The 23006-nt window shown below is 39.3% G+C and carries 26 protein-coding genes; 20 read left to right on the forward strand and 6 right to left on the reverse strand.

Going from position 1 to position 23006, the window contains the following annotated elements; genetic code table 11:
• Positions 1–26 precede the first annotated feature (26 nt).
• Positions 27–1202: a fumarylacetoacetate hydrolase family protein gene (locus RMB03_RS10845; RefSeq protein WP_311076041.1), complete on the reverse strand. Its 1176-nt coding sequence runs from the start codon at positions 1200–1202 to the stop codon at positions 27–29.
• A 111-nt stretch (positions 1203–1313) separates the two neighbouring features.
• Between RMB03_RS10845 and RMB03_RS10850 the strand changes: the two genes are divergently transcribed.
• The 4 genes from RMB03_RS10850 to RMB03_RS10865 all read left to right on the forward strand — a co-directional run bounded on the left by RMB03_RS10850 (position 1314) and on the right by RMB03_RS10865 (position 5729).
• Complete coding sequence (locus RMB03_RS10850; protein ID WP_311076043.1) at positions 1314–2249, forward strand: LysR family transcriptional regulator; 936 nt, start codon at positions 1314–1316, stop codon at positions 2247–2249.
• Between the two features lie 220 nt (positions 2250–2469).
• Positions 2470–3441: a D-erythronate dehydrogenase gene (gene denD, locus RMB03_RS10855; RefSeq protein ID WP_132069628.1), complete on the forward strand. Its 972-nt coding sequence runs from the start codon at positions 2470–2472 to the stop codon at positions 3439–3441.
• 33 nt (positions 3442–3474) lie between these two features.
• A complete protein-coding gene (locus tag RMB03_RS10860; RefSeq protein ID WP_132069630.1) occupies positions 3475–4851 on the forward strand; it encodes an MFS transporter in 1377 nt (458 codons plus the stop codon).
• Positions 4851–5729, forward strand: coding sequence for an NAD(P)-dependent oxidoreductase (locus RMB03_RS10865; protein ID WP_311076048.1), 879 nt, complete (start codon positions 4851–4853; stop codon positions 5727–5729). The genes RMB03_RS10860 and RMB03_RS10865 overlap by 1 nt, the downstream gene beginning before the upstream one ends.
• A gap of 102 nt (positions 5730–5831) precedes the next feature.
• Here the strand turns inward: RMB03_RS10865 and RMB03_RS10870 are convergent, their stop codons facing one another.
• A complete protein-coding gene (locus RMB03_RS10870; protein WP_311076050.1) occupies positions 5832–6881 on the reverse strand; it encodes an AraC family transcriptional regulator ligand-binding domain-containing protein in 1050 nt (349 codons plus the stop codon).
• A gap of 108 nt (positions 6882–6989) precedes the next feature.
• Between RMB03_RS10870 and RMB03_RS10875 the strand changes: the two genes are divergently transcribed.
• The 5 genes from RMB03_RS10875 to RMB03_RS10895 are packed head-to-tail and all read left to right on the forward strand — an operon-like array spanning position 6990 to position 11617.
• Positions 6990–7793, forward strand: a complete 804-nt coding sequence (locus RMB03_RS10875; protein ID WP_311076053.1) for an SDR family oxidoreductase — start codon at positions 6990–6992, stop codon at positions 7791–7793.
• Positions 7790–8536 carry an acetoacetate decarboxylase family protein gene (locus RMB03_RS10880; RefSeq protein WP_045431675.1) on the forward strand — a complete coding sequence of 249 codons (747 nt, stop codon included), beginning with the start codon at positions 7790–7792 and terminating at the stop codon, positions 8534–8536. Before RMB03_RS10875 ends, RMB03_RS10880 begins: the two co-directional genes overlap by 4 nt.
• A gap of 13 nt (positions 8537–8549) precedes the next feature.
• Entirely contained in the window at positions 8550–9419 is an 870-nt protein-coding gene (locus tag RMB03_RS10885) for a metal-dependent hydrolase (protein ID WP_311076057.1), read from the forward strand.
• 57 nt (positions 9420–9476) lie between these two features.
• On the forward strand, positions 9477–10706 hold the full coding sequence (locus tag RMB03_RS10890; protein WP_311076060.1) for an NADH:flavin oxidoreductase/NADH oxidase family protein: 1230 nt from the start codon (positions 9477–9479) through the stop codon (positions 10704–10706).
• 35 nt (positions 10707–10741) lie between these two features.
• Positions 10742–11617 (forward strand): metal-dependent hydrolase, encoded by an 876-nt coding sequence (locus RMB03_RS10895; RefSeq protein ID WP_311076062.1) that lies wholly within the window; start codon positions 10742–10744, stop codon positions 11615–11617.
• A gap of 71 nt (positions 11618–11688) precedes the next feature.
• Here the strand turns inward: RMB03_RS10895 and RMB03_RS10900 are convergent, their stop codons facing one another.
• On the reverse strand, positions 11689–12621 hold the full coding sequence (locus RMB03_RS10900) for a LysR substrate-binding domain-containing protein (RefSeq protein WP_311076064.1): 933 nt from the start codon (positions 12619–12621) through the stop codon (positions 11689–11691).
• Positions 12622–12720: 99 nt separating this feature from the next.
• Here RMB03_RS10900 and RMB03_RS10905 point away from each other — a divergent pair, with 99 nt between their 5' ends.
• Together RMB03_RS10905 and RMB03_RS10910 are read left to right on the forward strand one after the other, a co-directional pair.
• Positions 12721–13149, forward strand: coding sequence for a DMT family transporter (locus tag RMB03_RS10905; protein ID WP_311076066.1), 429 nt, complete (start codon positions 12721–12723; stop codon positions 13147–13149).
• A 9-nt stretch (positions 13150–13158) separates the two neighbouring features.
• Entirely contained in the window at positions 13159–13623 is a 465-nt protein-coding gene (locus RMB03_RS10910; RefSeq protein WP_005040330.1) for a DMT family transporter, read from the forward strand.
• Between the two features lie 434 nt (positions 13624–14057).
• Here RMB03_RS10910 and RMB03_RS10915 read toward each other — a convergent pair whose 3' ends face one another.
• Complete coding sequence (locus RMB03_RS10915; RefSeq protein WP_311076069.1) at positions 14058–14204, reverse strand: hypothetical protein; 147 nt, start codon at positions 14202–14204, stop codon at positions 14058–14060.
• A gap of 49 nt (positions 14205–14253) precedes the next feature.
• Here RMB03_RS10915 and RMB03_RS10920 point away from each other — a divergent pair, with 49 nt between their 5' ends.
• Positions 14254–14826, forward strand: coding sequence for a TetR/AcrR family transcriptional regulator (locus tag RMB03_RS10920; protein WP_311076071.1), 573 nt, complete (start codon positions 14254–14256; stop codon positions 14824–14826).
• A gap of 59 nt (positions 14827–14885) precedes the next feature.
• Positions 14886–15140, forward strand: a complete 255-nt coding sequence (locus RMB03_RS10925; protein WP_311076073.1) for a hypothetical protein — start codon at positions 14886–14888, stop codon at positions 15138–15140.
• Between the two features lie 51 nt (positions 15141–15191).
• Here the strand turns inward: RMB03_RS10925 and RMB03_RS10930 are convergent, their stop codons facing one another.
• A complete protein-coding gene (locus tag RMB03_RS10930) occupies positions 15192–15902 on the reverse strand; it encodes a hypothetical protein (RefSeq protein ID WP_311076075.1) in 711 nt (236 codons plus the stop codon).
• A gap of 430 nt (positions 15903–16332) precedes the next feature.
• On the opposite strand from RMB03_RS10930, the gene RMB03_RS10935 reads away from it, so the two are divergent.
• Entirely contained in the window at positions 16333–16473 is a 141-nt protein-coding gene (locus tag RMB03_RS10935; protein WP_005040355.1) for a hypothetical protein, read from the forward strand.
• Between the two features lie 221 nt (positions 16474–16694).
• On the opposite strand, the gene RMB03_RS10940 is transcribed toward RMB03_RS10935, so the two are convergent.
• Positions 16695–17630, reverse strand: a complete 936-nt coding sequence (locus tag RMB03_RS10940; RefSeq protein WP_311076079.1) for a LysR family transcriptional regulator — start codon at positions 17628–17630, stop codon at positions 16695–16697.
• Between the two features lie 87 nt (positions 17631–17717).
• On the opposite strand from RMB03_RS10940, the gene RMB03_RS10945 reads away from it, so the two are divergent.
• From RMB03_RS10945 to RMB03_RS10970, 6 genes are read left to right on the forward strand one after another with little or no spacing between them, the layout of a single operon-like run.
• Positions 17718–18968 (forward strand): acyl-CoA dehydrogenase family protein, encoded by a 1251-nt coding sequence (locus tag RMB03_RS10945; RefSeq protein ID WP_311076081.1) that lies wholly within the window; start codon positions 17718–17720, stop codon positions 18966–18968.
• A 2-nt stretch (positions 18969–18970) separates the two neighbouring features.
• Entirely contained in the window at positions 18971–20032 is a 1062-nt protein-coding gene (locus RMB03_RS10950) for a phosphotransferase family protein (RefSeq protein ID WP_311076082.1), read from the forward strand.
• A 15-nt stretch (positions 20033–20047) separates the two neighbouring features.
• The gene (locus tag RMB03_RS10955; RefSeq protein ID WP_311076084.1) at positions 20048–20812 is read left to right on the forward strand and encodes an SDR family oxidoreductase; all 765 of its coding nucleotides are present in this window, start codon (positions 20048–20050) and stop codon (positions 20810–20812) included.
• 12 nt (positions 20813–20824) lie between these two features.
• Positions 20825–21580: an SDR family NAD(P)-dependent oxidoreductase gene (locus tag RMB03_RS10960; RefSeq protein WP_003651898.1), complete on the forward strand. Its 756-nt coding sequence runs from the start codon at positions 20825–20827 to the stop codon at positions 21578–21580.
• A gap of 45 nt (positions 21581–21625) precedes the next feature.
• Entirely contained in the window at positions 21626–22537 is a 912-nt protein-coding gene (locus RMB03_RS10965; protein WP_000154577.1) for an SDR family NAD(P)-dependent oxidoreductase, read from the forward strand.
• Between the two features lie 2 nt (positions 22538–22539).
• Positions 22540–23001 (forward strand): MaoC family dehydratase, encoded by a 462-nt coding sequence (locus RMB03_RS10970; RefSeq protein ID WP_311076088.1) that lies wholly within the window; start codon positions 22540–22542, stop codon positions 22999–23001.
• The last annotated feature ends 5 nt before the right edge of the window (positions 23002–23006 follow it).

Genomic DNA, 23006 nt, shown 5'->3' on the forward strand with positions numbered 1-23006 from the left:
TTCAACTGATCGATAATACGTGAAAATTATAGTAATTCACGTTGCTTTAAATTACGTATCAAAGCATTTATTCCAAAATTCCACGGTGTGGCTTTGTCGCTGGTCATGACCGTGTTGTATAGAGTGCCGAGTTTTGGTGAATGAATACGGACGACATCGCCGACCTTATGAGTAAACCCTGCGCCAGCTTGTTCCCGATCTTGAGTAGGTGCAAATAGAGTTCCCAAGAACAACACAAAACCGTCCGGATATTGATGATTTTCATTGAGTGTTTGCTGGATTAAATCTTCTGGGTCACGGCTGATTTGTGACATAGAGCTAATGCCGTTCAGTACAAAGTTATCTGTACCATGAATCTGCAATTCAACATCGCAAGCGCGGATATCATCTAGACTAAATGTATGGTCAAAAAGGCGAATAAATGGGCCAATTGCACAAGAGGCATTGTTATCTTTGGCTTTACTTAAGAGCAAAGCACTACGGCCTTCAAAGTCTCGTAAATTAACGTCATTGCCTAAAGTTGCCCCTAAAATTTTACCGTGGCTATTTGCAACCAATACGACTTCAGGTTCTGGATTATTCCACTCAGACTTCGGGTGAATACCAATATTTTGACCCGTCCCCACAGCAGCTAAAACAGGTGCTTTGGTAAAAATTTCTGCATCTATTCCAATACCCACTTCAAGATATTGAGACCACATGTTTTGTTCAATTAAATATTCTTTCAGTTGTAGTGCTTTTTCTGAACCTGGTTCGATTGTTTTTAAATTATCACCAATTACATTCTGTACAACTTCACGGATGGACTGAGCTTTTTGTGCATCACCACCAGCTTGTTCTTCAATCACTCGCTCTAACATGCTTGCTGCAAAAGTGACACCAGCCGCTTTAATCACTTGCAAATCAATTGGGGCTAAAAAATATGCTTTATTTGTATCTGGTTCAGCCACTGTATTTGCAAATAATTCATCAATTGAACCAACTAATCTTCCTTCAATTTCAGATAAGGTTTTTAAAGGATCTGGGTGTTCGACCAACTCGGAAATCGTATTGAACTTTTCTGAAATATCAAAAACCTGATCACCTTTTAAAATAATAGGAGATGGGCCAGAAATTTGATTTGGAATCCATGCTCGGCCAATTAAACATCCTTGGGTAGCATCATCTGGTAATGAGTTCTGGGAATTTAAAGTAACGTTCATTTAAAGCATCCTTCTTTTATTTGAAATCATGATATGTTTCTTATTTAATAAACACCAATCGTAATAATTTAATTATTAATAACGAATAGTTATCGAAAAGGATTTTTATAAATGGCTGATTTGACGTATTCAAGCTTAAATAATTGGTTAAAATTCAAACATTTGGTTTTGTTGGAGACTTTGGCTCGAACCAATAATATGCATTTGGCTGCCGAGCAGATGAATCTAAGCCAACCTGCGGTGAGTAAAATGCTAAAAGAAATTGAAAGCTTGCTTGGCTTTCCTGTTTTTGAGCGGTTGCCTCGAAATATGCCAGTAACTGCTTTGGGCGAGCACGTGATTCGATATGCACAGCGTGTTTTGAATGATGCAAAGCATTTTGTTGAGGATATTGAGATTTTACGATTGGGTGGTCATGGTTTTTTAAAAGTAGGCGGTATCTTTGCAGCAACCGCAGTGGTGATTCCCAACTCAATTATTGAAATTAAGAAAAAATGGCCGCTACTTTCTATAGATGTTGTTGAGCAAACCAGTGACCATTTAATGGAAATGTTAAGCGAACACACTTTAGATTTAGCCATAGGCCGTTTTACCGATGTCACCCAAAGCCAGTTTTTTGATTTTCAACCTTTAGGACCAGAGCCGTTTTGTATTGTTGTGAATAGTGAGCATCCATGTGCTCAAAAAAAATTCTGTACCTTAGAAGAATTACTCAACTGGCCGTGGGTACTTTACCCTAAAGGCACCCCAATTCGAGAGCGCATGGAAGGTGCATTTGCCCGAGCAAAAGTCAAAATACCTTTAAATACGGTGAACACAATGTCTATGCAAACTTTTTTGCAGATATTAAAAGGTGCGCCCATGGTCGGAATGTTGCCAGAAGCGATGGTGGTTGATCAGGTAAAAGAAGGGCAATTGCAGATTTTAGAAACGGATTTAATTTTAGATGCCCAAGATTATGGAATATTGACACGTAAAGATGAGCCAGTTTCTGATATTGCAGCTGCGTTTATTAATATCTTACTTAAAAATGCGAAACGTAAGTAAATCAACAAGCCCTAAATCATAAAAGTATTTGGGGCTTTTATTTAAAAAAATAAGAAAAAATAGCAGGTTATTTCTGGGCGATATCCTTATAAAACTGATATTAAAAAGTTATCAATATTTAGAAATTATTCATTGGAAATTATTACAAGGACTCCTTATCGTTTAATTCACGATGATTAAAAAATTTTTAAGTGAATAAAAATTAGGAAAGGATCCCTGTATGAATGTACTAATCACTGGCGGAACTGGTTTTATTGGAAAACAAATTGCGAAAGAGATTTTAAAAACCGGTAGCTTAGCTTTAGATGGCGGTCAACCTAAACCGATCAATAAAATTATTCTTTTTGATGCATTTGCTGGTGAAGATTTACCGCAAGACCCAAAAATTGAAGTCATTGTAGGTGATATTACCGATAAAACTACTGTTGAAAATATTACAGACAATATTGATGTGGTATGGCACTTGGCAGCCGTGGTGAGTTCAGCAGCGGAGGCTGATTTTGATTTAGGAATGGACGTTAACCTCTATGGACTCTTAAATTTATTAGAAGAATTAAGAAAAAAACAGACACGGCCTCGCGTCATTTTTGCTAGTGGTTGCGCTGTATTTGGCGGTCAATTGCCAGAGGTGGTGACAGACGAGACAGTAGTTACGCCAAAGTCTTCTTACGGCATGCAAAAAGCGGTAGGAGAGTTGCTCGTTTCGGATTATTCAAGAAAAGGCTTTATTGATGGACGCATTTTAAGGTTACCGACCATTGTGGTTCGTCCCGGTAAACCAAATAAAGCAGCTTCTACCTTTTTTAGCTCAATCATTCGTGAACCGCTAAAAGGGGAAACAGCAGTTTGCCCAGTACAGTCAGATACACCCGTTTTTATTACTTCACCACGGCGCTGCGTTGAATCGATGATTAAGGCCGCCACAATTTCGACAGATGTACTTCAAGATAATCGGATTATTCCCTTACCGGGATTAACTGTCACTGTTAAACAAATGCTTGAAGCACTTGAAAAAGTTGCAGGCAAACAAGCCGCTGATTTAGTGCAATGGCAAGAAGATAAAACCATTCAACGTATTGTCCAAAGTTGGCCTATTCAAGTGAAAGCTGAATATGCCGAATCTTTAGGTTTCCAGGCAGATGAGAATTTTGAAAGCGTCATTCAGGCACATATAGAAGATACCCAAAATTAATGGCAGTGATCGCCAGTTGATGTGAGAGTTATTATGGAAGATATCAAGAATGTAACTGCTCTCGAAGAGCAGACAATTAAACGTGTTTCGAGTCGAATTATCCCGTTTCTCATTATTTTATTTATTATGGCATTTCTAGACAGAACCAATATTGGTTTTGCTGCACTACATATGAATGATGCCATTGGAATTACTCAAACCATTTTTGGTTTGGGTGCGGGCGTATTTTTCCTTGGTTATTTTATTGCAGAGGTGCCGAGTAATATTTTACTGCATCGGTTTGGGGCACGTATCTGGATTGCCCGAATCATGATTACTTGGGGCATTATTGCTGGACTCATGGGATTCATCCATAGTGGCACACAGTTTATAGTTTTACGGTTTTTGCTCGGTATTGCCGAAGCGGGTTTCTTTCCGGGTGTTATCTTTTATTTAACATTATGGTTTCCTGCAAAATATCGTGCTCGTGTTTTTGCCACGTTCTATCTTGGGTTGCCAATTGCTCAAATTATTGGGGCGCCAATTTCGGTAGGCCTTATGCAATGGGGAAATACCATTGGCTATGAAGGCTGGCGTTTGATGTATATTCTTGAAGGTATTCCTTCAATTATTTTAGGATTAATCTGTCTAAAATATTTAACCAATAATCCTAAAGAAGCTCAGTGGTTAACAGCTGAACAGCGTCAATGGTTAATGACCACTTTAGAGCGCGAAGAAAGAGAAAAAGAACAATCTACAGAAGCCGCTTTAACAAAAAAAGAAATGATTAAACAAGTGTTTAAAAACCCATTGGTTTGGATTATGGCAGTTGTTTACTTTGGCATTACGTCTGGTTCAAATGCAATGTTCTTCTTCTTACCAAGTGTTTTAGAGTCATTCCGTAACACATTTGGTATGCAAATAAGCCTAGTTCAAAATGGGTTACTCACTGCAATTCCATATGCATTTGCAGCTGTCGGGATGGTTTTATGGAGCCGCCGTTCTGACCGTAAACAAGAACGTTATAAACATGGTGCTTGTGCCGCACTCATGGCTGCTTCTGCAATTGCTATTGCCTTAATTGTGAATCAACCTTGGGCAATTATTGTCGGTTTTATTTTTCTTGCGATTGGCGTGTTTAGTGCAATTAATATTTTCTGGACCATTCCCGGTCAGACTTTAACAGGTGTGGGAGCAGCAGCGGGAATTGGGTTAATTAACTCAGTCGGCAACTTAAGTGGTTTTACTGGTCCGTATTTAACAGGATATTTATATACAACCACAGGAACCTATACGGTCGCATTCCTGACAATTGCAGGATTTGTGGCGATGGGTGGTTTAGGATTGCTTCTATTGGCAAAGTTAAAATCAAATAGCTTAAAAGCAGAGCAACAACAATTCAAAGTTCGAACTGCTACGGAGTTGAAATAATGGCGACCATCGGATTTGTTGGTATAGGCATTATGGGAATGCCAATGGCATTGAATTTATTAAAAGCAGGCCATCACGTTAAGGTCTGGAATAGAACCGCATCTAAAGCAGATTCTTTAAAACAGGCTGGTGCAGAAGTTTGCAGTCAACTCGAGCAAGTTGGAAAAGATGTAGAGTTTCTGATTTGCATGCTCAGTGATGGAAAAACTTGTGATGATATTTTGTTTAAAGAACATTGTGCAGTTTCGCAGCTAAAACCTGAAAGCACCGTGATTGTTATGAGTTCTATACCCGTTGAAGTTGCACAAAAGCAAAGTGAAAAATGCAAAGAGCTATCGCTGAGATATTTAGATGCTCCAGTCTCTGGTGGAGAAAAAGGTGCCCAAAATGCCAGTTTAGCCATTATGGTAGGGGGTGAACTTGCTACCTTCACACAGGCAGAGACTATTTTAAAAGCGATGGGCCGACCAATTTTAGTAGGTGCTGCTGGCTGTGGTGAGCTTGCTAAATTAGTCAATCAAATGATTGTGGCAACCACTATTGCAACAGTAAGTGAGGGCTTATTGCTTGCGAGTAAAGCAGGGGCTGACCCCGTGAAATTGAAACAAGCATTAACAGGTGGTTTTGCTGACTCTCCAATTTTACAACAACATGGCGAACGGATATTAACGCGAAATTTCAAACCGGGAGGCACTGCTCGAACCCAATACAAAGATATAGATACAGCCATTACCTATGCCAAATCACTAGAGTTGAATTTACCGATTGCTGAATTGGTCAATCAATTATTTCAAAACATGGTTGGAGCTGGAGACGGCGAGCTTGATCACTCTGGTTTAATTCGTGAGTTAGAGCGGATGAATCATTTAGCTCTATAACCTTTTATAAAAACACTACAAATAGTCGAGTAATTAAAATATTCAATTACTCTCCAACCATTTGTAGTGTTTTTAGATTTAAATAATGCTCAAAAAGTTAAGCTATTCTGTTCTTTTACGAAATTGGATTGGTGTCATTCCTGTCCATTTTTTGAAAGCCCGTGTGAAATTTGTAGGCTGTATATAGCCTAGATAAAGCGCAATCTCTTGTATTTCCATATCACTATTAAGTAATAAGTTTTCAGCTTCTTTTTGTTGTGCTTCTTCTAATAATTGCGCATATGAAGAGCCGACTTGGCTTAAGTGGCGCCTCAGTGTTCGACTCGACATATTTAAGCGATCAGCAATTTCATCAAAAGTGGGGTAACCCAGTTGTGGTTTTAAATTTAACTCTGCTTTTACGGTCAAGCATATATCTTTAATTTGTTCGGAAAAGCGGAGTTGCTCAGCTTCACATTGGGCTAGAGCTTGTTTGAAAGCAATTGGATCTGCCATCTTAATAGGTAAATCTAGAAGCTGTTTTTTATACCGAATTTGATTAGTCGGTTGATTAAAATGAATAGTAGGTAAGAGGTGTTGATAAGCTTTGTGATAGCTAGGTTCTGACCAGTCTACCGATAGCTCAATATCAGCTAAATCATGCTCTCTCAAAAATTGACCAGCTTGAATCACGCCAAACATCAAACATTCATAAAAAAACCGTCTAAGCGTTTCAGCTTGAGCAGGCTGATTACTTACAACAGGGTGAGTTTCTTTAATTTCAATAATAGAAAATTCATGCTCTTCTAGCAGGGCAATCCGATAATCTTTTAATCGCATATTAAAAAATTGTGTTGAAACCTCAATAGCCTGTCGTAAGTTTGGGCTGCTCATTAAGGCATATCCCATTGGGCCATGGGCAGTTAAACGCAGTTTTATTCCATATTCATATCCCAAGCCAGAATCTTTTGACAATATTAAGCTTTCCCACGCCAGTTTAGACCATTGCATTGGGGTAATTCGGGCGTCTAATTGGTCTAAAAGTGTTAAGGGAATTTTACTTTTTTTCAAAATCTCAAGCGCAGAAAACCCTTTGTCTACCATAATTTCTAATAATAAATGAGCATAAGAAATAGGAATGCTGGCTTTGGATAGCCCATAAGGATCCTTCATATTCTTTTTTTGTTGTGGCCGAAAATGATTATCAGTATGTCTGATCTACATCTCACGCTCAAGTTAAAACTTCGAAATAATCAATTTATTCTATTTTGAGCAAGAATTATGAGCCTACCTATTCCACGAGCCTCATCTCGCGTTGTGATTACAGGTGCTTCATCGGGCATTGGTGAAGAGTTAGCAAAACAGTTCGCTTTACGAGGCTATTCCTTAGTTTTAGTCGCTCGCCGTGTCGAAAAATTAGAAGCACTGGCTGAAAAACTAAAAGCTGAATATCAAATATCTGTAGATTTATATCCATGTGATTTGGGAGATAGACAAGCTAGAGCTAAGTTTCGTCACTATTTAGAAAGTATCGAAGTTTCCATTCTTTGTAATAACGCAGGTTTTGCTACTTTTGGACGACTTCAAGACTTAGATGCAGATCGAGAGCGTGAAGAAGTCGAAGTCAATAGTGTGGCAATTCATGACCTGACTTTAGCCGTGTTGCCACAAATGCTCAAACGAAAATCTGGAGCAATACTGATTGTAGGCTCTACTTCTGGTCATCAACCCACTCCGGCAAATGCCACATATGCGGCAACTAAAGCATTTGCAAACTCATTTGCAGAGTCTTTGCATAGCGAACTAAGCGGTACAGGCGTGACCTGTACTTTACTTGCTCCGGGTCCTACTAAAACAGGTTTTAATGAAGTTGCTGGAATTACCAAAATTGATGGAGTCGGTGGCAATTTTGTTTGGGTAACAGCAGAACGAGTAGCTAAAGAAGCGATTCAAGGCATGGATTGCAATCGCCGTATTGTGATTCCCGGTTTTATTGCGCAGGCGCAAACTTTTGGGGGACGTTATACCCCGCGCATCATCTTGCTCCCAATTCTGAAACAAGTATTTTCGAGATTAAAATCATGAGACAACTCATCAATGATTTAAGTGTTCCAGTGGGCTTAGCCAATCTTGGCAATAAGCTGTACCACAATGCGCAGTATTTGACGGCTGTTGTTGAAGTGGATGAAAAAGCGATGGCTCGTTGGTTACCCTCTGGAATGACACTGGTTCAACCTGCAAGAGCTGATTTGTTCTGTGCTTATTTCCCTGAAAATGTCTATACGGGTGCTTACCATGAAGCGGGTTTATTCGTTCATATTAAAGTAGGCAATAAAACAGGAATCTTTTGTCCTTGGATGATTTTGGACGATGATCGCGCCATGATTATTGGTCGTGAGTTGCTTGGCTATCCTAAAAAGATGGGTGAGATTAGTTGGGAAAATGACGGCAAACGTATTGTTAGCAATGCCTCACGCCGCGGTACAACACTCATTGAAATGGAAGCTAAGCTTGGTGAAGTCATTGATGATGCACCTCCAATTTTAGGGCTACCACATCGTAATATCACAGGTGGGTTGGGCCTTGGTCTACCACGTGAGGTTCGATTTACCCCGAAAGAACACCCACTTGAAGTCCGTCGTGTAGAAATGAACTTACGTTTTACGGGTACTGAAAATGATCCTTTACATGATATGGGACTAGGTAAAGTCATTGAGGCAAGATTGCATCGAGTTGATTTATCGGGTGGGTTAATTCCTCCAATTCAAATACCTCGTCTACGCACGCCGTTATTTTTATTGCGCCAATTTAATCCTCGCGTTTTATAACTGGAGAATAAAGATGAATGCGTTCTTTAAGTCAAAACAAACACAAGATTTTTCTAAAATCTCGGCTTCAATTGATATTCCTGTAAGAACAATGGATTTTACTTTTCCAGATGAAATCCCTGAGTTCTGGTTTGATAACAATGCCTTACTTACAATGTTGTTGACTGCATTATCGAGCGCATTTCCAGATGGTGAACGTCAATTTATTCATAGTGTGCGTAATTATCAGGCAAAAATTGAAGATCCTGTTCTGCTTAAACAAGTCCGTGCCTTTATTGGTCAAGAAGCACATCATGGTAAAGAACATGACGTGCTCAATGCTGTCATGCTGAAAAAGGGTTATCCCGTAGACCGAATTTATAAGCGCTTTAAAAAGATGAATCGCTTGATGCAAGAGCAATTCTCTACAGCTCATCAGCTTGCTTGCACGGTATGTATGGAACACCTCACAGCAATTCTAGCTGACTATTTTATTAGTACCGCGCCTCAAGATTTAGAGTTGTTTAATACTCATGTCAGAAAAATCTGGGCATGGCATTCGATTGAGGAAACCGAACATAAAGCTGTAGCTTTTGATGTGTATCAGTCTTTGGTCAATAGACCTTATTTCTTGCGATTGGTCATGATAGAAACCACGCTTTCTTTTCTTGTCATTACCACCAGAGGAACAACCGAACTGTTAAGAGCTTCGGGCAAACAACGAGATTTAAAAGAACTTTATCAAGGTCTTCGTTATTTGTTTGGAAAACAAGGTTTAGTTAGACGGATTGGCAGACATTATCTCGACTTTTTCTCCGCAGATTTTCACCCTTGGCAGCATGACAATCGGGACATGATGAACTTATTAAAAAAGCAATATTTCAATGAAGAGCTGCTGAAATAATCAAAAGTTGATGCTTGTGCAGTACTCACAGAACAAACAATTTTAGGAATAATTATCATGGCACAGTCTACATCTACAAATTCTCCGTTACAGCAACCATTAAAATTGGCATGTGGCATAACCATACCCAACCGTATTGCAAAGTCGGCCATGAGTGAACAATTGGCTGATCGACACGGCTCACCCACCACAGACTTACAGCAACTCTATGCAGCATGGGCAAGGGGTGGAACTGGGTTATTAGTTACGGGCAATGTGATGATTGACCATCGTGCTTTTGTTGAGCCACGAAATGTCGTTTTGCAAGATGAGCAATTTTTACAAGCAAATAAGTTATGGGCTCAGGCTGCTAAGGCCAATGGCAGCAAAATTATTATGCAGATTAACCATCCGGGCCGTGTTGCGGTTTTGCCACTTTTGAAAAAGCCGATCGCGCCCTCAGCAGTCGGGCTTGATTTACCTGCTATGAATATTATTCGTATTCCACGAGTAATGACTGAAGCAGATATTTTAGAGCAAATTAAACGCTTTGCTACAACCGCAGAGCTTGCTGTTAAAGCAGGGTTTGATGGCGTGCAGGTTCATGCCGCACATGGTTATTTACTCTCGCAATTTTTGTCACCACTCTCAAACGTTCGAACAGATGGGTGGGGAGGAAGTCCTGAAAATCGACGCCGTATGTTGATTGAAACGGTTCGAGCTGTTCGAGCTGCAATAGGCAAAGACAAAATATTAAGCGTAAAACTCAACTCTGCCGATTTTCAAAAGGGCGGCTTAAGTCAGGAAGAGTCTCTACAAATTGCATTAGCTTTAGAAGCAGAAGGGATCGACTTATTAGAGATTTCAGGCGGGAATTATGAATCTCCTGCGCAATTAGGCTATGCACCAGATCGTTCTGCTCAGCGTGATGCATATTTTATTGACTATGCCACCGCACTTCGCAAACAAAGCAAATTACCACTGATGTTAACAGGTGGGCTGCGAGATGTAGATTTCATGAATCATATTGTTGCTAATGGTACGGTCGATTTGGTTGGATTGGCTCGACCTTTTGCAGTACAGCCAGATTTAGCAAAACAACTGTTAGCCGGAAAATCGGTATTAAAACCAGCAAAAATTCCAGCCATTGGATACAAACCCGTTGATGCCTATTTGCAACTCGCTTGGCATGCTTCGCAATTTCGCCGTATTAGCAGTGGGCAACAACCCAAAGCGATTAAGGGCTTAGTGCGAACATTGATTGCCTTTGGTCCACGTATGGGCTTTAACATTCTGACTCAGGATTAATGGTAAGCGCTTTTGATATATAAGGATTTATTATCATGAATAGTTTAATCAGACAAAACCATGTGATTGTTCCGCGGCGTCCTGTATTTAATTTTACTGAAACGCCAACACATTGGATTTATGACGATCCAATAGTTTCGCAAATATTAAATTCAATTAACCCGATTACACCTGCACCAGAACGTTGGTTTTGTCAGACGTTTAGAGATGCATTGCCTTATATTAAAGATGAAAAACTCAAAGAGGCTGCAATTGCTTTCATTAAACAAGAGGGTGCTCATAGTTATGGGCACACTCTCGGAACACGGCACATAGAGGCATTAGGGATTGATTTAAGTCGTTATACCAAGATGACGAATTGGATATTTAATGACATGATTGGCCCAAAACCATTAGGCTATGAATTGAAGCATCCACGCTTAAAGACGATGTGGCTAACGACCCGATTAGCAATGGTGGCTGCTGCCGAACATCTGACTGGAGTGTTAGGACATTGGGTTCTCAATGCAGAGGGACTACAACAAGCACCTGTCGATGTAGAAATGTTACGTTTATTGCAATGGCACGGAGCTGAAGAAGTAGAGCACCGCGAAGTAGCCGATGCAATGTTTAGATATTTTAGCAATAGCAATGTACTTCGGGCTGGGGCGGCAGTTGTCACGTTCCCGCTATTTATTGTTTTGGCTTATGTTGCTGTCGAAAATCTAGTAGAGCAAGATGCGCAATTACCACATCGTTTTCGTTTCAAAGATTATTTCCGAGCAGCTCGACAAGACCGTGTGCCTAAAGCTGACGATATAATACGTGCCTGCTTGCGATACTTTAATCCCAATCATAATCCTTTAAATGAGGGATCAACTGAGCAAGCATTGGCATTTTTAAATGATGGTAATTACAAACAGGCCACTTAACTGGCTGTTGTAAAAGTAAATTGTTAAGCCAATATTTAAGGTTTTTCTTAATTGTGTAATTAAAAGAAAAATTAATTCTGCCAATATGGTGGCGAGCCGTAAACCTCAGCAAAATAATCAATAATTACCCGAATGTTTAAGGGCGGATGACGCACATTAGGATAAATCGCTGCGATGTGCTGGGGTTGCGATTTAATAGATGCTTCATATTGCGGTAAAAGTTTTATTAATTTGCCATCCTTTAAAGCCTCACCAATTAACCAGTCAGGAAATAAAACAATTCCCATCCCATTGAGTGCAGCCGTCATTAAGCTCTCAGCATTATTTGAAGCAAGTAAAGGCACAATTGGATAATGTATCCACTCCTCATTTGGCTTTTTAATTAACCATCGGTTAGGTCCTTCAAAACCTTTATAGACTAAGCATTTATGTTCATTGAGTTGTTTGGGATGATCAAGCGCGCCGTATTTAGCAATGTAAGCAGGAGAGGCTGCCAAATGATATTTTTGTGTGCCGAAAATACGTGCATGAAATGATGAGTCTGTCAGGGTTCCAATACGAAAAATTAAATCGGTACTATCCCGAAGAGGGTCTATAAATTCGTCTGTTTGAATCAGTTCTATTAAAAGCCTTGGATAACGCTCTGATAAACCCGCTAACCAAGGCGCAATATGCCTTTGACCAAAAAATACGGGTGCATTAATTCTGACCAGTCCAGTGGGTTCTACTGTTTTATCTTGCAATGCCTTTTGAGCTTCATCAAATTGCTCTGTAATTCTTTTGGCATACTCAAAAAATAATTTACCCGATTCGGTCGGTGTGATTGCTCGTGTATTTCGATAAAAAAGTTGCTGCCCCAAAGCATCTTCTAACTGTTGAATGGTCCGAGAAATCATCGATGCCGACACATCTTCTTTTCTCGCCACCATAGAGAAGTTTTGAGCATTGTATACACTGATAAAAAAGCGAAGGGTACGAATATCAATCGAATTAGTTAAATTCATCTGTGCAATTTCTGCAAAAGTGATTCATGAATTATGCTGTTTTTCTATTGAATTGACTACTCTAAGATTCATTGCCTAAATAAAATGAGGCAATATTTGATGCAAATTCTATTACTGTTCCTAACCACTTTGGGAGGAATGGGGCTATCCGTAGAAGCTGGGCTTTTAGGGCCATTAGGTACAGAAGTTGGGGAGTTGTGGGCCACTTTTAGTATTTTTGGAGTAGGGGCAGCACTTACTTTTTTATTGATGTTGTTTTTTAGTCCACGTAACAGTCCTTCATTTTTTACTCTTCCATCTTGGCAGTTATTGGGAGGCGTTATTGGTCCCATCTACGTCATTATTCTCACCATTACCGCGCCGATTATTGCCATGACAATGATTGGAATTTTGGCTGGTCAAGTTTTTAAGAGTCTGATTATTGATCATTATGGGTTACTCGGAACTCCGCATAGAAAAGTAGATCGTAAACGTGTGCTTGCGCTTGTTTTTATTGTGGTCGCACTTTCATTAGTCGCAAAAGCATAAGAGGGTAATATGGCGATATTCATGATTTTATTAGCAGTCATCGGCGGTGCTCTTTTAAGTGTTCAAGCCGCAATTAATGGTCAGCTTGGCAGTAAAGTTGGTGTATTTCGTAGTGCATTTTTGACGTTTTCGGTAGGAGCTTTAATTACAGCATTGCTTATTTTTTATTTTGAACCAAAACAAACATTAACACTGCTAGATGTACCTAAATGGCAATTGCTCGGAGCAATGTGTGGCGTTCCCTATATTGTAATTATGGTTTTAGCTGTGCAAAGAATAGGGGCGGCAGTTGCTACGGTTGCGGTGATTTTTGGGCAACTTCTCATGAGTATGTTGATTGATAATTTTGGTTGGTTTGGCAATGAAATTCTGCCTTTTTCAACATATAGATTGGGCGCACTTATCTGTTTAGCAATTGCTCTTTATTTTATCTATTCAAGTAGCAAAACAATTCAAATTAAACCTAACAGCTAACTTGCTTATAAAACAGAAAGGTTTTATTAAGCTAATATTTAAGGTTTTACTTAATTGTGTAATTAAATGAAAAACAATAATTAATTAAATAATTTCTAGCCAATTTCACATTGACACCTTAAATATTGAAGATTACCATTTGCAGGCTGGCCACATTGCCAGTCGGTTGTCGCAGACCGCATAATAACTCCCGCATCAGAGCTTTTTCTTCTGAGGAATAGCCTTGTGTGGTGTACCACTCGTTCCCTCCCGTAGCGGTAGGACGGGAGAGGGACACCTTCGGGTGTGCTAGTTTGAGTTATTACTAGTCTGCGAACCCTCTTCCGTTCTGCCACCATAATTTAAAATGTCTGGCAGAACTCCCAATAGAAGGAGTTGGCTTTGCACATTCATCATTTATTGGCAGTCTTTGCCAAAAGCTATATCGACACAACTTAAACTTTTAAAGCAGTTTGATCGCCATTAGGCTTTTCAGGCTTTAATTCGTCACGACTAAAAAACTTAGCAACAATAAAACTTGAGATGTGCCAAGCACAGTCTTTACGGCTTTGCTGTGCCTTTTTTTCTCCCAGAAAAGGCACAGGCTTTTTAATCTCTTTTGAAACAACAAGAATTTATAACGGTAAAACTATGCCAACTTTAGAAACATCTTCCAAAAAATTACAGGTTATTCACACCGCCATAGAGCTGTTTAATATCTATGGATTTCACAATACGGGCGTGGACTTAATCGCCAAAGAATCCAAAATTCCTAAAGCTACTTTTTATAACTACTTTCATTCAAAAGAGCAGCTTGTTGAAAGGTGCGTATCTTTTCAAAAAAGCCGATTGAAAGAAGAAGTACTGGCAATTATTTACTCAAGCCGTTACCGAACATCAAGCGATAAACTCAAAGAGATTATGGTTTTACATGTCAATTTTAATAGTCTGTACTATCTATTGCTTAAAGCCATTTTTGAAATTAAACAGATTTACTCTCAGGCCTACCACATGGCAATTGAATATAGAAAATGGCTGCTTCGAGAACTTTTTGATCTGGTCTTTAGCTTGGAAAACCGTCCGCTAAAACCTGATGCTAATATGGTTTTAAACCTTATTGATGGCTTAATGTTCCAGATTTTAAGCTCAAACAGTTTGGAGGATCGGGACGTGGTGGTGGGGAGGTTTTTGGGGAGAGGCAAACGTACTGTCAACAGAAAATGATATCTTTTTAACTGCTTTTGTTAAGGTTAAACTCCTTAAACGATCAAAGCAGTTGAACAATGAAAAACCAATCAGAAGTTATGTGGCAAAGAAATGAAACTAAGGCTATTGTAGTTTCAAAAAGTGATGGTACTGAACTTTTAGGTTTGATGATTACATCTAGAACGTTAAAACGTGTAAACCTAACTCAATTAATTGGCTCCACTTTAATTGATCACGTAGTAGTTTGTGGTCAGAAGTTTAGTAGACCAGTAGGTCTCGATATATTTTGTTCTGAGAGTGGAGAACAAGTGACATTAAAGCGTTTAGCTTAATTAATCGGATGTATTACGGTATGGAAAGCTCCCGCTAAATAGGGAGCTTTCTTAATCAATTTGTATTGGATTGGATTTAGCTGAATAGATTAAGCCAAGGTGGGGGGATACCTCATATTTAAAGGCAGTCACTTCATATTTTAATATATATTTCAAACCAATACTTGTTCGGTATTCAATTTGAACTTCTAAATCGATTGAATCCTTAACACTATATTCTTTAATTTCATCTTCTTTTAAATATAAATGAGCTTTTAGGACTTGAGATTTATCTATTACTTTATTGTAGGTAATATTGTTATTGAAGGGTTTCAAGCATTTAATATTAACTTGTGATATTTTTTCACCTGAATTGGTAATTATGAAAGTAAATTTCCAATGATAACTTTCAATTGGTCTACCAGTTTCATTATTTATTTGATCCTTTTCATACGACAATTCATCTGCGTAAACTTCAAAATCAATTATGGGTTGAGCTGCATGCTCTTTCGCTAATTGATCCTTTAATTGCAATTCAAGCATTTTCTTCTGAATTTTTAATTGTTCTAGAAGATCTTGATTTGTTTGATTTAATGCTTTTTCCTGTTGTCTATAACCTAAATATAAGTAAACGAAGGCTATAGGTGCAAAAAGCCCAGATAAGAAACTACCTAACCCTGAAGAATCAAGAAGGTTAACTTTGCTGGAGTTTTGAAAGTAAAATGCGACTGTATAAATGAGTATAATTAAAAAGTAAATGATCAGATATTTGGTAGTATTCAAAATATACCTATTCTCTAAGTTTTTTTTATCGTATCAAATTTCAAGTAGTTGTTGGGAGGCTGTGAAAGAAAAATAAATATATATTATCGGAAAAATTTAAAGTCAGAATCAGAAAATTTAACAGCAGAGGCGCATATAACACAGCCTTTTATCACCACACCAGATAATGAAGAAATTCAAACAGAAAAATAACTATTTTGTATCTTTTATTGAGAACTTATCGCTGTAAAGAGGAAATACTAAGTTTGCGTTATAGTGGTCAAAGCGAAAGTGAATTACATAATTGTCATTAAAGCAAACTTACAAAGATAAGGGCTTTTTTATTACACATTGCTTAAAATATATACAGAAACCTCGCTAAAACGAGTTGGAAGGCTACAAACGCGAATGATACTTTAAGTTCTACTCTTCCCAATAAGTGAGATGAGCAATGAAATTGTTAGCTTTGTTCAGTATGGGAGTTGCAGCGAGTTATTGGTATGAAACTATAAAAAATAGCAAGCCAGCTCTTCTGAAACCAACTTTTGATGAAATAGTAAAAAACTTTGTATTAGCAGAATTTAACGCCTAATACATACCTTTAATTTTAATTAAATAAAAAGCTCATCGAATGGTGGGCTTTTTGTACATAGGATATATGTGACTTAGCATAAACGTATTTTCATACTTTTATTCTGTAAAAGATTTCTTAAATGCTGTTTTTTTTAGAGATGTATATCTGAAATTGGAACTGAATCAATAAGAGTATTAAATTCAAAAATAAATCTAAAGAGTTAGGTTGTGAAAAAAATTCTATAAATTATTCATAATCTGCAATAGTTGCGCCTTGCACCATACTATTTGGTGTTCATGGGACTTTTGCTGATCCCAATATAGATTCATTTGGTATCCAGCTATATCAATGGGGAGTGGATGCACCTTAATTTGAGGGTAATTATCTTTAAAATAAGCAATTTGGCATTGAGGAATCGTGAGTAAATGGTCCGTTTGTGTAATTAATCGGATTGCCGTTTCATATTGTTGGCAGCGGAAACTAATTGATCTTTTGATCCCTTGTTTAGATAAGAAAAAATCTTCGAAGACACGACCTGTGGGACGAGAGGACACAGTAATGTGCTTAGCATCTAAATAAATTTCTTTGGTGAGATCAGTAGATGATAATAAAGGATGCTGCTTGCGACTTATTACCACAAACTGATCTTTAGTACAGCATTCATAACCAATGCTCTCTTCAACAGAATGATGAACATCAATCGCAAAATCGATTTTACCCGTAGAAAGCTCATGTCTTAAGTTTTTACGATCAATGCGTACGCTATTTAACTGCAAATTAGGATTAAATTGAGTTAAGTGTTGAATAATAGAGGGTAAAAAAATCCCTTCATATTCATCATTCATAGCGATGGTGAGATGCTTTAAATCTCGTGCTGGCACAAAGTCATAAGTGCTTTGAATTGCTTGATGCATCAGTTGCAATGATTGTTCAATTTTAGGCCATAAACGTTTGGCTAAAGGTGATGGAACAACACCATGCCCATCTCGAATAAAGAGTGGGTCATTAAAATGATCGCGTAAACGAGCCAACGCATGGCTAACAGCAGATTGGCTTAAAAAGAGTTGTTCACTCGCACGTGTTAGATTTTTTTCTTTATAAATTGTGACAAACACCCGAAATAGATTGAGATCAATACGAGCGAGAGAGGCGACATTATTATTCATTTCATTCATGGTTTGTTATTCAAACAATTCATTTTATTCATTGTAGCAAGTTAGGTATGTTCAGGAAATAGCACAACAAATAGAGTGATTAAAACCGTGAATTTTGAACTTAGCGCTCGTGGTAAGCAATATTTAGAAAAAGTTAAGCAATTCATGGCAACTGAAATTGAGCCTATTGAAGATGAGTTTTGGGCTGAGGTTCGACGTACTTGCGACCATGAAGATTGGACCACATGGAAATGGCCGACCGCTTTGGAAACATTAAAAAATAAGGCAAAGGAAGCTGGTTTGTGGAATATGTTCTTACCTGATGACACATTAGGCACGGGTTTGAATATTCAAGAATATGCTCATATCGCAGAACAAACAGGTCGTAGTTTTTTAGCTCCTACCGTTTTTAACTGTAATGCTCCTGATACTGGCAACATGGAAGTTTTATGGCGTTATGGGAATGAAGAGCAGAAGAAACAATGGTTAGAACCATTATTAAAAGGTGAAATTCGTTCAGTTTTTTGTATGACCGAGCCTGAAGTTGCATCAAGTGATGCCACCAATATGCAAACTACCGCAGTTATTGAGGGTGATGAAATCGTTCTCAATGGTCGAAAATGGTGGTCATCAGGTTTAGGTGATCCGAACGCTAAAATATTGATTGTGATGGCACGCACACCCGATGAAAATAAAGGTCAACACCAACAGCATTCGATGGTTTTAGTACCTATCGATACGGCTGGAATCAAGATTGAAAGAATGCTTCCAGTTTTTAATGAAACTGAGGCACCCCATGGTCATGGTGAAATTAGTTTTAATAATGTACGTGTACCCGTGAGTAATTTCATTAGCGAAGCTGGACAAGGTTTTGCAATTGCACAAGGGCGTTTAGGGCCAGGGCGAATACACCATTGTATGCGCTGTGTGGGAGCATCGGAACGTGCCCTAGAGTTGGCAATTGATCGTGGTATGAGCCGTACGGCGTTTGGTCAACCAATTTTAGAATTAGGCGGCAATAAAGAGCGCATTGCAGATGCCCGAATTGCGATTGATCAAGCTCGATTATTGACTTTGTATGCAGCTTGGAAAATGGATACCGTTGGAAATGTTGCAGCTATGACTGAAATTTCAGCCATTAAAGTAGTTGCCCCTAATGTAATGCAACAAGTCATGGACATGGCAATTCAAATTCACGGTGGAATGGGAATATCAAATGATACGCCGTTGGTTCGTTTTTTTGCTCTTGCGCGAACTTTACGTTTAGCGGATGGTCCAGATGAAGTTCATAAACGCGTCATTAGTAAAATCGAGTTAAAAAAGCGGGGATATAGCCATCATCGAGCAGAGGGGAAATAACCATGTCTGTGATTGATGTTGGTGGTCAGGTACGTCAGGGTGAAGAACTCAACATAACTGCTATACAAGACTGGCTGTTTCAACAAGGTATTTGCTTAAAAGGTACACCCAAAATAACTCAATATTCGGGTGGGGCCTCTAATTGGACTTATCGGATTGAATCCGATAATCACGATTTGATTTTACGTCGCCCACCATCAGGCACAAAAGCAAAGTCTGCTCACGATATGGTGCGGGAATATCGGGTGCAAAAAGCACTTAAACCACTTTATCCTATGGTTCCAGAAATGGTGGCATTGTGTACAGATCACACTGTCATTGGTTGTGATTTTTATGTGATGGAACGTATCGAAGGCATAATTCTTCGTGCTGATCTGCCCCAAGACCTAAGTTTAAGTAGAGATCAGCTCAAAGTTCTCTGTACAAATATGCTGGATTCTTTAATCGCCTTACATCAACTCCCTTATCAAGGCACTGATTTAGAAATGCTAGGTAAAGGCGAGGGTTATTGTCGTCGCCAAGTTGAAGGATGGGACAAGCGTTATGAAAAAGCATTAACGCCTGATGTACCAAATTTCAGTACGATACGACAATGGCTCCATGCGCATGTCCCGCAAGACAGTATGACTTGTGTTATTCATAACGATTGGCGATTTGATAACCTTATTTTAGATCGACAGCAACCTACTTCTATTATTGGGGTTTTAGATTGGGAAATGACCACTCTGGGCGATCCACTTATGGATTTAGGGTGTGCTTTAGCTTATTGGGTACAAGATGACGATAACGCAACATTGAAATCTATGCGTCGTCAGCCAACCTATTTACAAGGTATGTTTTTACGTCAGGAAGTCGTGGACTATTATCTGCAAAAAACAGGTTTACAAACCAACAATTGGACGTTTTACGAGGTATTTGGCTTATTTCGTTTAGCCGCTATTCTCCAGCAAATTTATTATCGTTATTACCATAAAGAAACTCAAAATCCTGAATTTAAAAATTTTGGGATTTTTGTCGAAAATTTATATGAGCGTTGCTTACAACTGACTTTACAAAACCCATGAACATAAGGAAATGATATGGCTACAAATTTATTCGATTTGACTGGGAAAATAGCCTTAGTTACAGGTGCAAGTCGTGGTATTGGTGAGGAAATTGCCAAACTTTTAGCTGAACAAGGCGCACATGTGATTGTATCTAGTCGCAAGGTTGAAGATTGCCAACGCGTTGCTAATGAAATTATTGCAGCAAATGGTAAAGCGGAAGCAGCTGCTTGTCATGTGGGTAAACTAGAAGATATTGCAGAAATTTTTGAATATATTCGTAAAGAACATGGTCGTTTAGATATTTTAGTCAATAATGCAGCTGCCAATCCTTATTTTGGGCATATTTTGGATACGGATATTGCGGCCTATAACAAAACGGTTGAAGTCAACATTCGTGGATATTTCTTTATGTCTGTCGAGGCGGGCAAATTAATGAAAGAACAGGGCGGAGGTGCAATTGTGAATACCGCATCTGTGAATGCCCTACAACCCGGAGACCAACAAGGTATTTATTCTATTACCAAAGCTGCGGTGGTGAATATGACCAAAGCCTTTGCAAAAGAATGCGGACCATTGGGTATTCGAGTGAATGCTTTATTGCCGGGTCTTACCAAGACCAAATTTGCATCGGCCCTATTTGAAAATGAAGATATTTATACAAACTGGATGAGTTCAATTCCATTACGCCGTCACGCAGAACCACGTGAAATGGCGGGCACCGTACTGTATCTTGTGTCCGATGCTGCAAGTTATACCAATGGTGAATGTATTGTGGTTGATGGCGGTTTAACTATTTAGGGAAGAATAGCAATGTACGAACATTATTCAGGTCAAGTGGTCTTAATCACAGGTGCGGCGAGTGGATTTGGTGCATTGCTGGCAGAGCAACTGGCAAAGTATGGCGCAAAATTAGTGTTGGGTGACTTGAATATTGAAGGGTTAAATACTGTAGTTGAACCGCTACGCCAAGCAGGAGTAGAGGTGGTGGCGCAAGTGTGTGATGTCAGCTGTGAAGCAGATGTACAGGCGTTGGTGCAAAGTGCAGTTACTCAGTTTGGTAGAATCGATGTCGGGATCAATAATGCAGGTATGAGTCCGCCTATGAAAAGCTTTATTGATACCGATGAAGCAGATCTGGATTTGAGTTTTGCCGTCAATGCCAAAGGTGTGTTCTTTGGAATGAAGCATCAAATTCGTCAGATGTTGCAACAAGGTGGTGGCATTATTCTGAATGTTGCTTCTGTTGCGGGTTTAGGCGCGGCTCCCAAATTGGCTGCCTATGCTGCGGCAAAGCATGCTGTGGTGGGATTAACCAAAACAGCAGCGATTGAATATGCAAATAAAGGCATTCGAGTTAATGCAATTTGTCCATTTTATACAACCACCCCGATGGTGGTCGACAGTGAACTCAAAGAGAAACAAGACTTTTTAGCGCAGGCCTCGCCAATGAAGCGTCTTGGCCATCCAAGCGAAGTGGTAGCAATGATGCTGATGATGTGTGCCAAAGAAAACTCATATCTCACAGGTCAAGCCATTGCAATTGATGGCGGCGTGACAGCTTATTAAAACATTTATTAAATAATATCTTATTCATTTATTTAGGAAAAAATCATGACAATTAATTTAAGCAATCGAGTGGCTATTGTTACCGGTGCTGGCGCTGGTCTAGGGCGAGAACATGCGCTGTTACTGGCTCGTTTGGGTGCAAAAGTGGTCGTGAATGATCTGGGTAGTGATGTAAACGGAAAGGGCGGCTCAACCATGGCGGCCCAAAAAGTCGTGGATGAAATTATTGCAGCTGGTGGCGAGGCGATGGCAAATGGCGCTTCAGTCACTGATATTGAACAAGTTCAACAGATGGTAGATGAAACAATTGCCCGCTGGGGTCGTGTAGATATTTTAATTAATAACGCTGGAATTCTCCGAGATAAAACCTTTAGTAAAATGTCACTAGATGACTTCCGTACAGTAATTGATGTGCATCTCATGGGGGCGGTAAATTGCACTAAAGCGGTATGGGATATTATGCGTGAGCAAAAATATGGTCGTATTGTCATGACCACGTCATCCTCAGGTTTGTACGGCAATTTTGGGCAGTCCAACTACAGCGCTGCAAAAATGGCATTGGTTGGGTTAATGCAGACGCTGGCTTTAGAAGGTGAAAAATCTAATGTTCGGGTGAACTGTCTAGCACCAACAGCTGCAACTCGTATGCTTGAAGGGTTGTTACCCGAAGAAGCCCTCAAAGCTCTTGCGCCAAGTGCTGTCAGTCCTGCAATCGCGACTTTGGTTAGCGAAGATGCACCTACCCGTATGATTCTTTGTGCTGGCGCAGGTAGTTTTGAAGCTGCCCACATTACCCTTACGCAAGGAATTTATTTAGGTACGGATGAACAAGTTCCGCATGTTTTAGCACAACGTTTAGCTGATGTTTCGGACCGAACAGATGAGTTTGTGCCTGTCAGAGGAGGCGCTCAGGGTGAGCTTGAGCTGAAAAAGGCTTCATTAATGGCAGGAGAATAATTTTGACAAAAAATACATTAAGCATCGACCAGCTTTTTGAGTTACAAGACAAGGCACTCGGTAGCTCAGACTGGATTGCAATAGAGCAAACCATGATCAATACCTTTGCTGATGTAACACTGGATCGTCAATTTATTCATGTGGATGAAGACGCTGCTCGTCAAACTCCCTTTGGTGGCACGATTGCACATGGTTTTTTAACGCTATCTTTACTTTCAGCTATGGCCGCCCAAGTTATTCCTACTGTACAAGGGCAGCAATCTGCCGTGAATTATGGCATCAATAATTTGCGTTTTATCAGCCCAGTGCATAGCGGGAAGCGTGTGCGCGGACATTTTTACTTAAAAAATGTTTCCGAAAAAAATAAGGGAGTTTATCAATTGGTCATGGAAGTCACGATTGAAATTGAAAACCAAGCCAAGCCAGCACTTGTTACAGAGTGGCTTACACTTGTAAATGTATAGGAATA

The organism is Acinetobacter sp. V91_7, assembly GCF_031799075.1.
Classification (GTDB): Bacteria; Pseudomonadota; Gammaproteobacteria; order Pseudomonadales; family Moraxellaceae; genus Acinetobacter; species Acinetobacter calcoaceticus.

Bases quoted from the DNA above. Each gene is read 5' to 3' on its own strand.
- RMB03_RS10905 (WP_311076066.1), top strand. From the start codon at position 12,721: ATGCAAATTCTATTACTGTTCCTAACCACTTTGGGAGGAATGGGGCTA.
- RMB03_RS10850 (WP_311076043.1), top strand. From the start codon at position 1,314: ATGGCTGATTTGACGTATTCAAGCTTAAATAATTGGTTAAAATTCAAA.
- RMB03_RS10865 (WP_311076048.1), top strand. From the start codon at position 4,851: ATGGCGACCATCGGATTTGTTGGTATAGGCATTATGGGAATGCCAATG.
- RMB03_RS10890 (WP_311076060.1), top strand. From the start codon at position 9,477: ATGGCACAGTCTACATCTACAAATTCTCCGTTACAGCAACCATTAAAA.
- RMB03_RS10920 (WP_311076071.1), top strand. From the start codon at position 14,254: ATGCCAACTTTAGAAACATCTTCCAAAAAATTACAGGTTATTCACACC.
- RMB03_RS10860 (WP_132069630.1), top strand. From the start codon at position 3,475: ATGGAAGATATCAAGAATGTAACTGCTCTCGAAGAGCAGACAATTAAA.
- RMB03_RS10940 (WP_311076079.1), bottom strand. From the start codon at position 17,630: ATGAATGAAATGAATAATAATGTCGCCTCTCTCGCTCGTATTGATCTC.
- RMB03_RS10935 (WP_005040355.1), top strand. From the start codon at position 16,333: ATGAAATTGTTAGCTTTGTTCAGTATGGGAGTTGCAGCGAGTTATTGG.
- RMB03_RS10965 (WP_000154577.1), top strand. From the start codon at position 21,626: ATGACAATTAATTTAAGCAATCGAGTGGCTATTGTTACCGGTGCTGGC.
- RMB03_RS10955 (WP_311076084.1), top strand. From the start codon at position 20,048: ATGGCTACAAATTTATTCGATTTGACTGGGAAAATAGCCTTAGTTACA.
- RMB03_RS10875 (WP_311076053.1), top strand. From the start codon at position 6,990: ATGAGCCTACCTATTCCACGAGCCTCATCTCGCGTTGTGATTACAGGT.
- RMB03_RS10960 (WP_003651898.1), top strand. From the start codon at position 20,825: ATGTACGAACATTATTCAGGTCAAGTGGTCTTAATCACAGGTGCGGCG.
- RMB03_RS10910 (WP_005040330.1), top strand. From the start codon at position 13,159: ATGGCGATATTCATGATTTTATTAGCAGTCATCGGCGGTGCTCTTTTA.
- RMB03_RS10895 (WP_311076062.1), top strand. From the start codon at position 10,742: ATGAATAGTTTAATCAGACAAAACCATGTGATTGTTCCGCGGCGTCCT.
- denD (WP_132069628.1), top strand. From the start codon at position 2,470: ATGAATGTACTAATCACTGGCGGAACTGGTTTTATTGGAAAACAAATT.
- RMB03_RS10870 (WP_311076050.1), bottom strand. From the start codon at position 6,881: ATGAAGGATCCTTATGGGCTATCCAAAGCCAGCATTCCTATTTCTTAT.
- RMB03_RS10925 (WP_311076073.1), top strand. From the start codon at position 14,886: ATGAAAAACCAATCAGAAGTTATGTGGCAAAGAAATGAAACTAAGGCT.
- RMB03_RS10880 (WP_045431675.1), top strand. From the start codon at position 7,790: ATGAGACAACTCATCAATGATTTAAGTGTTCCAGTGGGCTTAGCCAAT.
- RMB03_RS10950 (WP_311076082.1), top strand. From the start codon at position 18,971: ATGTCTGTGATTGATGTTGGTGGTCAGGTACGTCAGGGTGAAGAACTC.
- RMB03_RS10885 (WP_311076057.1), top strand. From the start codon at position 8,550: ATGAATGCGTTCTTTAAGTCAAAACAAACACAAGATTTTTCTAAAATC.
- RMB03_RS10900 (WP_311076064.1), bottom strand. From the start codon at position 12,621: ATGAATTTAACTAATTCGATTGATATTCGTACCCTTCGCTTTTTTATC.
- RMB03_RS10845 (WP_311076041.1), bottom strand. From the start codon at position 1,202: ATGAACGTTACTTTAAATTCCCAGAACTCATTACCAGATGATGCTACC.